10 protein-coding genes are annotated in these 11,606 nt (G+C 55.0%); 4 read left to right on the plus strand and 6 right to left on the minus strand.

Annotation, left to right across the window (positions count from 1 at the left end; translation table 11 throughout):
• Positions 1–221 precede the first annotated feature (221 nt).
• The 4 genes from HC231_RS21300 to HC231_RS21315 are packed head-to-tail and all read left to right on the plus strand — an operon-like array spanning position 222 to position 4,161.
• Positions 222–1,661 carry a circularly permuted type 2 ATP-grasp protein gene (locus HC231_RS21300; protein WP_208228665.1) on the plus strand — a complete coding sequence of 480 codons (1,440 nt, stop codon included), beginning with the start codon at positions 222–224 and terminating at the stop codon, positions 1,659–1,661.
• Positions 1,655–2,584 carry an alpha-E domain-containing protein gene (locus HC231_RS21305; RefSeq protein WP_208228666.1) on the plus strand — a complete coding sequence of 310 codons (930 nt, stop codon included), beginning with the start codon at positions 1,655–1,657 and terminating at the stop codon, positions 2,582–2,584. Before HC231_RS21300 ends, HC231_RS21305 begins: the two co-directional genes overlap by 7 nt.
• Entirely contained in the window at positions 2,581–3,405 is an 825-nt protein-coding gene (locus HC231_RS21310) for a transglutaminase family protein (RefSeq protein ID WP_208228667.1), read from the plus strand. Before HC231_RS21305 ends, HC231_RS21310 begins: the two co-directional genes overlap by 4 nt.
• 21 nt (positions 3,406–3,426) lie before the next feature.
• Positions 3,427–4,161: a proteasome-type protease gene (locus HC231_RS21315; RefSeq protein WP_208228668.1), complete on the plus strand. Its 735-nt coding sequence runs from the start codon at positions 3,427–3,429 to the stop codon at positions 4,159–4,161.
• 46 nt (positions 4,162–4,207) lie between these two features.
• Here HC231_RS21315 and HC231_RS21320 read toward each other — a convergent pair whose 3' ends face one another.
• The 6 genes from HC231_RS21320 to HC231_RS21345 are packed head-to-tail and all read right to left on the minus strand — an operon-like array spanning position 4,208 to position 10,603.
• Positions 4,208–5,188: an ABC transporter ATP-binding protein gene (locus HC231_RS21320; RefSeq protein ID WP_208228669.1), complete on the minus strand. Its 981-nt coding sequence runs from the start codon at positions 5,186–5,188 to the stop codon at positions 4,208–4,210.
• Positions 5,185–6,228, minus strand: coding sequence for an ABC transporter ATP-binding protein (locus HC231_RS21325; RefSeq protein WP_208228670.1), 1,044 nt, complete (start codon positions 6,226–6,228; stop codon positions 5,185–5,187). Before HC231_RS21325 ends, HC231_RS21320 begins: the two co-directional genes overlap by 4 nt.
• A 4-nt stretch (positions 6,229–6,232) precedes the next feature.
• The gene (locus HC231_RS21330) at positions 6,233–7,402 is read right to left on the minus strand and encodes a M20 family metallopeptidase (protein WP_208228671.1); all 1,170 of its coding nucleotides are present in this window, start codon (positions 7,400–7,402) and stop codon (positions 6,233–6,235) included.
• An 8-nt stretch (positions 7,403–7,410) separates the two neighbouring features.
• Positions 7,411–8,241: an ABC transporter permease gene (locus tag HC231_RS21335; protein WP_208228672.1), complete on the minus strand. Its 831-nt coding sequence runs from the start codon at positions 8,239–8,241 to the stop codon at positions 7,411–7,413.
• Entirely contained in the window at positions 8,241–9,203 is a 963-nt protein-coding gene (locus HC231_RS21340; protein ID WP_208228673.1) for an ABC transporter permease, read from the minus strand. The genes HC231_RS21335 and HC231_RS21340 overlap by 1 nt, the downstream gene beginning before the upstream one ends.
• A 14-nt stretch (positions 9,204–9,217) precedes the next feature.
• Positions 9,218–10,603 (minus strand): ABC transporter substrate-binding protein, encoded by a 1,386-nt coding sequence (locus HC231_RS21345; protein ID WP_246494605.1) that lies wholly within the window; start codon positions 10,601–10,603, stop codon positions 9,218–9,220.
• Between the last annotated feature and the right edge of the window lie 1,003 nt (positions 10,604–11,606).

Consider the following 11,606-nt stretch of genomic DNA (forward strand, 5'->3'; position numbering starts at 1 on the left):
ACCGTCGCGCAGCCTTTTTGAGAACCATTCTCAGCGTTTCCCCCTCCGACCGCTCCCTGCGCTTTCCCCGCCATCCCCCAATATTGTGCATCCACATAAAACTACGCACCATGAAAGTGCAAAAGAATGCGCAAAACCATAACATTTTCGGTTTTTTTTAATATGGCGCATTTTATGCATCATCCCATTATCACTTTTCAGCGTGATGCCAGAGGATGACAATGATAAAAATGACGCTTCCAACGCCGTCTTACTATGACGAGATGCTTTCCGCAGAAGGCGAACAACGCAAACACTACAACTCCTATTGGCAATGGCTGCAACAGACCGATCAACAGGCTATCAGACAGAAAAAGGAACAGGCCGAACTGCTGTTTCACCGCGTAGGGATCACCTTCAACGTCTATGGCGAAGAAGGCGGCACCGAACGTTTAATTCCCTTCGACAGCGTGCCGCGCATTATTCCCGCCCATGAATGGCGCCAGCTCGATCGCGGTATCCGCCAGCGCGTTCAGGCGTTGAATGCCTTTCTGTACGACATCTACCATCAACAACATATTCTTAAAGCCGGCATTATTCCCAGCGAGCAGGTGCTGGCGAACGAGCAATATCAGCCCTGCATGCAGGGAGTGAATTTACACAACGATATTTACGCCCATATCACCGGTATCGATATGGTGCGCAACAAAGACGGCAACTATTACGTCCTGGAAGATAACCTGCGCACGCCTTCCGGGGTTTCCTATATGCTGGAAAACCGCAAAATGATGATGCGGCTCTATCCGGATCTTTTCGCCAGCCAGCACATCGCCCCCGTTGAACGCTATCCCAGCTATCTGCTGCAAACCCTGCGAGAAAGCACGCTGGTTGATGACCCGACCGTAGTGGTGATGACGCCGGGACGATTCAACAGCGCCTATTTCGAGCACAGTTTTCTGGCTCAACAGATGGGCGTCGAGCTGGTGGAAAGCGCCGATCTGTTCGTTAAAGAAGGCGCGGTCTATATGCGCACCACCGAAGGCCCGTGTCAGGTGGACGTGATCTATCGCCGGGTGGACGACGCCTTCCTCGATCCGCTGGCATTCCGCGCCGATTCCATGCTGGGCGTTCCGGGGCTGTTGTCGGTATACCGCGCCGGCGGCGTGGTGCTGGCCAATGCCATCGGCACCGGCGTTGCGGATGATAAGTCCATCTACCCTTACGTACCGGAGATGATCCGCTTCTATCTCTCCGAAGAACCCATTCTGGGCAATATTCCGACCTGGCAGTGCCGCGATCCGAAGGCGCTCAGCTACGTGCTCGGCCGCCTGGACAGCATGGTGGTGAAAGAAGTTCACGGCGCTGGCGGATACGGCATGCTGGTCGGCCCGCGGGCGAGCCGCCAGGAGATCGACGATTTCCGCCAGCGCCTGTTGGCCAATCCGCACAATTACATCGCCCAGGAAACGCTGGCGTTGTCCACCTGCCCGACCTTTGTGGAGGACGGACTGGCTCCCCGCCATATCGATTTACGCCCGTTCGCGCTGTCGGGAGAAGAGATCCGCCTGATACCCGGCGGTCTAACCCGCGTCGCATTAACGGAAGGTTCACTGGTGGTCAACTCATCGCAAGGCGGTGGCACCAAAGATACCTGGGTCATGGAGGAGGATGAACAATGTTAAGCCGCACAGCCAGCGAACTCTATTGGATGGCCCGTTACCTGGAACGGGCGGAAAGCCTCGCGCGCGTTCTGGATGTGACATACAAGCTATCCATGATGCCGCGTCACAGCCAGCAGTTGCGCGATTTGGCGCTGCCGCTGAACCTAACCTATACGCATGAGTTGTTCCAGGAACGTTACGCCCGCTTCTCCATGAACAACCTGCTGAATTTCTTTGCGCTGGACAGCCAGAACCCCAGCAGTATCTATAGTTGCATCGAAATGGCCTGGAACAATGCCCACGCGGTGCGCGGCAGCCTCTCTTCCGAAGTCTGGGAATGCATCAACGCCACCCGGATTGATATCCGTAACCTGCGCGGTCAGGGCGTGGATAAAATCGGCATCGACGCCTTTTTTGACTGGGTCAAGGAACGCGCCCACCTGTTCCGGGGCGCGATGTTCGGCACTCTGCTGCGCGGCGATGCGCAGAGTTTTATTCGCCTCGGCACGCTGATCGAACGCGCCGACGCCACCGCGCAGTTGCTTAATCTGAAAACTCAGCAGTTGAATAGCGATTCGGATCCGGTACGCGAATATTATCGTCTGGATACGCTGCTGCGGGCAGTCAGCGCGCGGGAAGCCTATCACTCCATCTATCGTCAGCCGATCAGCCGCGAAACCGTCACCGAACTGCTGGTATTGCGCGCGGACGTTCCCCGTTCGCTGCACGCCTGTCTGGACGATCTGGTACAACAGCTGGAAGCGATTGGCAGCCAGCGGGCCAAGGTTCCCCACCGTCTTGCCCATCTGCTGCACGTGGAGCTGCGCTTCAGCACACTTGACGACATCATGGAAGAAGGGCTTGATACCTATCTGAATCATTTCCTAAGTAAAATCAATGAACTGGCTGACAGTATCCGTCACACCTATCTGGAGGCGCTATGAAACTTACCATTAATCACCTGACGCATTATCGCTATGATGAGGAAGTGAAATTCAGCACCCAGTATCTGCGCCTGACGCCGCAAAGTTCAGCCCGTCAACAGATTCACGAATGGAAACTAACGCTGCCGGCCTCAGCGGTGGCCACAACCGATGCCTACGGCAACATTTTGCATGTGTTGACCCTTGATGCGCCGCATCATGACATTACCATTCACGCTCAAGGCGTAGTGGAAATCGCCGATAACGCCGATGAACTTTACCAAGGCGGCGAAACGAACGCGCTGTCGCCGCTGGTATTCCTGCGCACCACGCCGCTGACGGAAGCCGATGGCAATATCCGCGAATTTGCAAAGCGTTATTACCGGCCGCAGGCTCCCGAAGAAAGCCTGAAGGCGCTGATGACGGAATTGCGGTTGAAAATGCCGTATACTCCCGGCGCCACGCAGGTGCAGGACACCGCCGCGGAAGCGTTCGCCATGCAAAAAGGGGTTTGTCAGGACCATACTCACGTTTTTCTGGCCTGCTGCCGCAGCCTGAATATTCCCGCCCGCTATGTCAGCGGCTATGTATACAGCGAGGATACGCAGCACGTGGCTATGCACGCCTGGGCCGAGGCGTGGCTGGATAATCGCTGGCAAGGTTTTGATATTACGAATGATACTTGTCAGCTCAATCAGCATTTGCTGTTGGCGGTCGGTATGGATTATCTTGATGCCTGCCCGGTACGCGGCACGCGCCTCGGCGGCGGATGTGAAGAGATGTTTTCGGAGGCTGAAGTACGCCTGTTTGAACGACAGCAACAGGTACAGCAGCAACAGTAAATTTTTAACAAGAAGGTACTTATGACGTACTGTGTGGCCATGCGTCTGTCTGACGGTTTAGTGTTTGCTTCGGATTCCCGCACCAATGCTGGCGTCGATCATATATCGACTTTTAAAAAACTTCATGTTTTTCATGATGATCAACATGTTCTAGTGATCCAGTCCGCCGGCAATCTGGCTACAACGCAAAGTATCATCAGCCTGCTCAGCGCCCGCATTGAGGCGCAGGAAACGCCGAACCTGTTGCAAACGAGCTCAATGTACGACGCCGCCATGCTGGTGGGAGAAACGATACGCGAAGTCATCTACCGCGACAGCCAGTCGCAGCAGAGCGGCAGCAACACCAATTTCGGCTGCAACCTGATCCTTGGCGGCCAGATCAGCGGAGAAGCCCCCAGGCTGTTCCATGTTTACCCTGAAGGCAACTTCATCGAAGCCACCAGCGACACGCCCTATTTCCAAATCGGCGAAAGCAAGTACGGCAAACCAATTATCGATCGGGTGCTAAGCATGGACACGCCGCTCGAACAGGCCATGTGCTGCGCGCTGATCTCCATTGATTCCACCCTGCGCAGCAACCTGTCGGTGGGCTTGCCGCTGGACGTGATGATTTACCGCGCGGACAGCTTTGACGCCAGCGAGCAGCAGCGCATCACCGAGCATGACGACTACTTCATCAAAATCCGCAGGGCGTGGTCGGAAGGGCTGCTGAATACCTTTCGCCAACTGCCGCCTTTCCCGGTGGAAGAACGCTAGGAAAAACCAGGCGTATCATTGCGGGCGCCCGATACCGGGCGCATGGCTACGCGCCGTAAAGGTGACAGGCGACCTGCCGTCCGTCGTCGAACACGATATCCGGTACGGGTTGATGGCAGCGCGGCGAGGCCCGATCGCAGCGGGAATAGAATGCGCATCCGGCGCTGCCTGACGGCAAGGCCGCGGCTTCACCGACCTGACTCACCCGTAGCGTTTTTTTCTCAAAGGGCGTCGCCGCCGGTATCGCCGAAAACAGCAGCCGGGTATAGGGATGCTTCGGCTCCCGGTAAATGGCGTCGCAATCGCCCATCTCCACGATCCTTCCCAGATACATCACGGCGATGCGGTCGCTAATGTAACGCACCACGCTCAAATCATGCGATACAAACAGATAGGTCAGCTCCAGCTCGGCCTGTAACCTTTTTAGCAGATTCAGGATCTGGGCCTGAATGGACACATCCAGGGCGGATACCGACTCATCGCAGATGATAATCTCCGGCCGCAGCGCAATCGCCCTCGCGATGTTCAAGCGCTGACGCTGACCGCCGCTGAATTCATGCGGATATTTTTTCATCGCGCTCTCATCCAGACCAATCAATGCCAGCAGCTCCACTACCGCCTGATGCACTTCCCGAACCGACAGTTTCTGGTTATGGATGATGAAAGGTTCGGACAAAATGGTTTTCACATTATGCCGCGGGTTCAGCGATGAAAAGGGATCCTGAAACACCATTTGCAGATTGCGCGTCAGCCGCTTGCGTTCCTGTTTGTCCGCCTGCTGAATATCCCGTCCGTGAAACCGGACATGCCCGCCGCTGGGCTGCAACAGCCCGATAATCATGCGGGCGGTGGTGGATTTGCCGCAACCCGACTCCCCGACTATCCCCAGCGTTTCGCCCCGGTAAAGAGTGAAGGAGACATTGTCGACCGCCCTGACTTCGTGCCCGCCTTTACCGAACAACGGCGTATTGCGGGAACGAAAAACCTTCTTTAAACCTTCTACTTCAAGGATTTTCTCAGCGCTCATTGCTCCTCCGTTCCAACCAGGAAACAGGCTACCAGGTGATCGTTATACCGTTCGCTGATGCGTGGACTTAGGGAAAACCGCGCCATCCCATCCTCGGGCCACTCACGGCCGCGCGCCAACGGAGTCAGCCTCGGCATACTCTCGCGACAGCGAGGCATGGCCTGATTGCAACGGGCGGAGAACTGGCATCCGCCCGAGCGGCGGGTCAGATCCGGCGGATTTCCTTCGATGGGGGTTAACATCCGCCCGACCCGCTCCAGCGTGGGCCGGGAATTCATCAGCCCCAGGGTGTAAGGATGACGAGGTTGGGTAAACAGCGACTCCACGCGGGTATACTCGACGCAGCCCCCGGCATACATCACCAGAACCTGTTGGCACAGCTCCGCCACCACGCCCAGATCGTGGGTGATCATGATAATGGTGATCCCCAACCGCTCATTCAGCTCGCGCAGCAGCGCCAGGATCTGGGCCTGGATCGTTACATCCACCGCCGTGGTCGGCTCATCGGCAATCAACAAACGCGGATGAGTGCTTAACGCCATCGCAATCATCACCCGCTGACACATACCGCCGCTCAGCTCATGGGGATACTGCTTCATACGCCGTTCCGGTTCGGTCATCTTAACCTGCCGCAATAGCGCCAGCGCCTGCTGAAAGGCCTCGGCTTTGGGGATCTTTTTATGCGCCAGGATCGTTTCCGTCAGCTGATCGCCGATGGTGTAACAGGGATCCAACGACGACATGGGATCCTGGAAAATCATGGCGATATCCTTGCCGCGCCGCTGCCGCATCATCGCGGGCGTTAACGTCAGCAGATCCACGCCGTCAAACAGGATCTGGCTGCCCGCGCCGACATGCGCCTGCGCAGGCAACAGCCCCATGACGCTCATCGCGGTGACGCTTTTGCCGGAGCCCGATTCGCCGACCACCGCCAGAATTTCCCCCTGCTCCACCGTCAAATTCAGCCCGTCGATCACCCGGGCTTGGCCTTTACCGGTCTCAAAATTCACCGTCAGATTACGGATCTCCAATAGCGGCATAGGATTACTTCCGTCGCCGTTCGAATTCAGCCTTCACCTGGGCCAGCAATTCGGCATCCTGCATCATTTCCAGACCGGATGCCGCCATCACCCGCGCCGCGTCGAGAATCGCCCGATCGCCGGTTTCAGAACCGGCCGCCTTGGCAAACGACAGGGTGTGCGTCGCCCCCGCCTCTTTGCCGATGCCGATATAGGATTGCACCGCCGGAATTTCATGCGTCACGTTCGCCATGTCGGTAGAACCAATGCCTTGAGTCAGGTCACGTGGAATATGCTCTACGCCGAAGGTATCGAAATATTTCCCGACCAGCGAGACGATGGTCTTGTTATTGCGGATCTCTTTATTGCCAAGCCCCACCTGAGTAATGGCGACCTCGGTGCCGGTCGCCAGCGCCGCGCCTTTGGCGCAGTTATGCACCTTCTCAATAATGGTTTTCAGCGTCTCGCTTTCCAGCGCGCGCAGGTTAAACACCGCTTTGGCGCTGGCGGGAATAATGTTGGAAGCCACCCCGCCTTCCGTGATGATGCCGTTGATGCGGCCATAATCGCGGATATGCAAACGCATGGCGTTGACCGCATTGAACATCTCGATGACCCCGCTCAGCGCGTTGCGGCCTTCCCAGGGATAGGCGGCCGCATGCGCCGGACTGCCGGTAAAGTGATATTCAAAGCTATAGTTGGCGAAGGAGATATCATCGGACATGGCGATATCGGACGGGTGCATCAGCATCGCCGCATCGACGCCGGCGAATACCCCGGCTTCGATCATCTTGATTTTACCGATGCCGATCTCTTCCGCCGGCGTGCCGAAAACCTTCACCGTGCCGGAAAGCCCCAGTTTGGTCATCATCTGCTTGGTGATAATGCCGGCGCCGACCCCGGATGTGCCGATGATATTGTGGCCGCAGGCGTGACCGATGCCCGGCAGCGCATCATATTCGCACAGATAGGCGATGACCGGCCCCGGCCCGGTGCTGAACTGGGCGACAAAGGAGGTTTCCAATCCGGCGAGCCCGGTTTCCACCTCAAAACCATAGCGGCGCAGCAGCTCCACCAACGTCGCCTGAGCCTTTTTCTCTTCCAGACCCAGCTCCGGATTGGCATGAATGTAATGCGCCGCCGTTACCAGATCGTGATGGATGCTTTTCCCGATGTTGTTAATCTCTTCAATCATGACTCGCCTCATTTTTTTAATTTTGGATCGAGGGCTTCGCGAAAACCGTCCCCAACCAGATTGAACGCCAGTACGGTCAGCAGGATGGCTATACCGGCGGTAATTGTCATTGTCGCGTCGACACGCAGGAACTCCTGTCCGTCGCGCAGCATATTCCCCCAGGTCGCGGTGGGCGGCTGTACGCCCAAACCGAGGAAACTCAGCGCCGCTTCAGACAGAATGGCCCCGGCGATACTCATGGTGCCGTAAATAATCAACGGCGCGATGGTGTTAGGCAGCACATGAAAAAAGATGATGCGGGCATCACGCGCGCCCAACGTTTTAACCACTTCGATATAGCTCTCTTTTTTGATCGCCATCGCTTCCCCACGGATAATGCGGGCGAAGTTGGGCACGTTAACAATGCTGATGGCGATAATCAGGTTGACGATGCCGTCGCCCAGCACCGTCATCAGGGCGATGGCCAGCAACACGGAAGGGAAAGCGAACAGCGCATCCATCAGACGCATAATCACGCTGTCAATCCAGCCGCCGTAGTGACCGGCGATCAACCCCAGCACCGTTCCGCTCAATCCGCCGATGGCGATCGCCATGAACGCGATGAGAATGGAAATGCGCGAGCCATAAATAATCCGGCTGAGAATGTCGCGCCCATAGTTATCGGTGCCCAACAGCGAACCGTCGGAGCCCGGCGATTTAAGCGAAAAGTCGAGATGCATTTGATTGGGATCGTGGGGCGCCAGCCACGGCGCGAACAGCGCCATCAGAACAATCAGCGCCACGATGATCAGCCCGAACAACGCCATCCGGTTGCGGCAAAAACGACGCATCACATCCATCAGGCTTCTCCCTGGCTATTGTTAATATCGATCTTGGGATTCACCACCGCGTAAAGCAGATCGATACAGGTATTCACAAAGACAAAAATCAGCGCGGCAAACATTACCGTGCCCTGTACCACCATAAAATCCCGCTTTTCAATCGAACTGATGATGAGCCGCCCCATCCCCGGCCAGGCAAAGATGGTTTCCGTCAATACCGCCCCGCTGAGCAACGTCGAAATCTGGATGCCCAACACGGTAAGGATGGGATTCAACGCGTTGCGAAAAGCGTGTTTACCGATAACGGAAAATTCAGACAGTCCTTTTGCCCGTACGGTACGGATGTAGGGCGCGTTGATAACCTCCAGCATGGAGGTTCGCGTGATCCTGACGAAGGTGGCCATAGGAATGGTGGAAAGCGCGATTCCCGGCAGGATCAGATGGCGCAGGATGTCGCCCAGCCCGTTGTCGATATCTCCCATGCCGGTTGCCGGCAGCCAGGCAAGATGAACGGAAAACAGCAGCACCAGAAGTAATCCCAGCCAGAAAACCGGAACGGACACGCCGATCAGCGCCATCAGCACGCTGATATAGTCGAACCAGCTATGCTGACGCACGGCGGAGAAAACGCCTACCGGGATCGCCACCAGCAAGGAGAGGAGCAAGGCAAAACCGCCCAGCAGCAGCGTATTGGGCAACCTTTCCAATATCAGCGCGCTGACCGATTCGCCGTAATAAATGGAAAACCCCAAGTCGCCATGCAGCAGGCTATTGAGGAAATAGCCATACTGCACCAGCAACGACCGATCCAAGCCCAGTTTGACGCGCAGATCGTGCACTGCCTCGACGGTGGCCTGAGGGCCCAGCATAATCGCCGCCGGATCCCCGGGAATAATGCGGGTGATCAAAAAGACCACCGTCGCCACCAGAAACAGCACGATAACCGTTTGCAGTATGCGATTAACCAGAAAACGGATCATCGTGACGAGCCTCCTTACTCAGCCAGCGTGACGTGCGTATCGGGCGTGATGATGCGCAACATGCCGTCGGAAGAGACTTGATAGCCCTGTACCTTTTTGCTGACGCCGTTAACAAAGTCTTTGGTCCAGCCTTCAATACGCGGATAGTCGGCCAGTATTTTCTCCTGGGCCTGAACGTAGAGTTTGGCGCGCTCCTGCTGGTCGCCGCTCTTGCCTACCGCGTCAGTCAACAGCCGATCGACTTCAGGATTGCTGTAACCCTGCCCGTTGCCCAGCGAGCCAATCTGTTTGCTGGAGAACATCTGATACAGGAAGAAGTCTGGATCGGGATACCAGGACCAGCTCAGGTTGTAGAACGTCGGCTCGCCCTTGGACACCATTTCGCTGAACGATCCCCACTCCATGCTTTTAACCGAGACTTCGATACCGACCTTCTTCAACTGCTGTTGCAGGATAGTGCCGGCCTTAATTCGGTCGGGATCTTGCGGAGTCACCAGCGTGGCCTGAAAACCATTAGGGTAGCCTGCGTCCGCCAGCAGTTTTTTCGCTCCTTCAATATCGGGTTGAACGGCCAGCTTCTGCGCATCGGCATCGTATCCCCAGGAACCTTTAGGCAACGGCGACCATGAACGGCTGGCCCCGCCCCACTGGAAAACCGAGCCGACGATGTCGTCCATATTGACCGTTTTCAGAATAGCTTCGCGTACCCGGATATCTTTCGTCGGCCCAACGCGCATGTTCATGGCGCTAAAGGTGACGTTCATGCCCGGCGTAGCAAGCAGGGCGGTTTTGTCGCCGCTCTCTACGGCCTTACGGTTCGGACCATCGATATTGCTGGCTATATCGATCTCGCCGGTCAGCAGGGAGTTGGTCATCATGTTCAGGTCGGGGATAAACTTCCAGACCACCTTATTCAGCTTGACCGCTTTATCGTAGTATTTGTCGTAGTGCGCCAGAACGATCTTCTCATCCTTGCCCCACTCTTTCATAACGAACGGGCCGGTCCCCACCGGGTTCAGCGCAAAGGCATTTCCCTGCCCTTCGACTTCTTCTTTCGGCACAATGGCGTTGCCGATATCCGTCAGTACCGCAAGGAAAGCCGCATTCGGCTCGCCGAGCGTCACTTTTACCTGCGTTGGAGAAATAACCTGAACATCGGAAATCATGCGGGCGCGCTTCATTACCGACTCTTTTGCCGAACGCAACAGGCTATATTTCACATCTTCCGCCGTCATTTTACGGCCTTGCTGAAATTTTCCCGGTTGAAAATAAATATCGTCGCGCAGGTCAAATATATATTCGCGCAGGTCCGAACTTACCGTCCATTTTGTCGCCAGACCGGGAATAATATTTTTCAAATCCTTGTCGTAATAGACCAGGGTATTAAAAATATTCATCATTATATTGGACTCATAAGTTCCGGTATATTTAACCGGATCGAGAGTTCTTGGCACGGCTTCCAATCCTATCGTCAGCGTCGTCCCTTGAGCGCTATTATCATTACATCCTGAAACCATTAAACTACACAGAACACAACAAATTGAAATAGAAGATAATTTTTTCACATTCACCCCTGATCCCTTACATTATAAGAAAGGTATGCTTCTGAATTCGACATGCCTAAATCGAGGAATAAGAAAAACAAACTTTATTCCCCTCCGCGCACCATCTTGGTGCTTTTAATTGCTATTTTTTCTGATAGTCACTATCAGATATTTGTATATTTATCGCGAAAGTTCCATTTTTTGGAACTAAGTTCCATTTGCACTTTTAATAAAATATGACAGCAAACAAAAAAGCGTCAAGATGTTTATCGCAATCTTTTCAGGCGATATTTTTTCTATTTATAAAAAGGTTTTTATCTAAAAGAGAAAATGGAGGAAGCAACTGAATTACCGGCTATTCACAGCCGCGGGAATAGGATTGACGACCGGCGACTCTTCGGTTTTATGGCTGCGTTTTCTCTCACTGCCGGATACGTTCCCAAAGAAAACAGCCGTTCCCTGAGCCTGGGGCGGGTCATATCGAGTAGCGATCGCCCGGCCGATCATGGCATATCCATTATAGTGCCGGACCAATAGCCAGGGTGCGCCATCGTGGCACATCGGGCGCGCTGACGCACCATGAAGGGGCGCGTCAGCGTAAAAAATCGCCTGGCGCGCCGCCGGCGGGAAAACCCGGCAGGAAAATTTTCGGGAGACATTTTTAACCTGACCGAACGGCGGCTTGCAGAGAAGCATCACCAGAATATGACAAGTAAAAAAACGTCAAGCATATTTTCTCAATAAATGCCCCGTATTCTCAATAAATGCCCCGTAAGCCACGCTGAAAAAATAACGAGGAAAATCAACCGGCTTTATCTGTACAAAAAATATGCGCCGAACACCCTTTCGACTGAGTTCT

The organism is Brenneria izadpanahii (assembly GCF_017569925.1).
Lineage (GTDB): Bacteria > Pseudomonadota > Gammaproteobacteria > Enterobacterales > Enterobacteriaceae > Brenneria > Brenneria izadpanahii.

Excerpts from the sequence above, each read along its gene's own strand:
- HC231_RS21315 (WP_208228668.1), top strand. The coding sequence starts at position 3,427 with ATGACGTACTGTGTGGCCATGCGTCTGTCTGACGGTTTAGTGTTTGCT.
- HC231_RS21320 (WP_208228669.1), bottom strand. The coding sequence starts at position 5,188 with ATGAGCGCTGAGAAAATCCTTGAAGTAGAAGGTTTAAAGAAGGTTTTT.
- HC231_RS21300 (WP_208228665.1), top strand. The coding sequence starts at position 222 with ATGATAAAAATGACGCTTCCAACGCCGTCTTACTATGACGAGATGCTT.
- HC231_RS21330 (WP_208228671.1), bottom strand. The coding sequence starts at position 7,402 with ATGATTGAAGAGATTAACAACATCGGGAAAAGCATCCATCACGATCTG.
- HC231_RS21345 (WP_246494605.1), bottom strand. The coding sequence starts at position 10,603 with ATGATGAATATTTTTAATACCCTGGTCTATTACGACAAGGATTTGAAA.
- HC231_RS21310 (WP_208228667.1), top strand. The coding sequence starts at position 2,581 with ATGAAACTTACCATTAATCACCTGACGCATTATCGCTATGATGAGGAA.
- HC231_RS21325 (WP_208228670.1), bottom strand. The coding sequence starts at position 6,228 with ATGCCGCTATTGGAGATCCGTAATCTGACGGTGAATTTTGAGACCGGT.
- HC231_RS21335 (WP_208228672.1), bottom strand. The coding sequence starts at position 8,241 with ATGGATGTGATGCGTCGTTTTTGCCGCAACCGGATGGCGTTGTTCGGG.
- HC231_RS21305 (WP_208228666.1), top strand. The coding sequence starts at position 1,655 with ATGTTAAGCCGCACAGCCAGCGAACTCTATTGGATGGCCCGTTACCTG.
- HC231_RS21340 (WP_208228673.1), bottom strand. The coding sequence starts at position 9,203 with ATGATCCGTTTTCTGGTTAATCGCATACTGCAAACGGTTATCGTGCTG.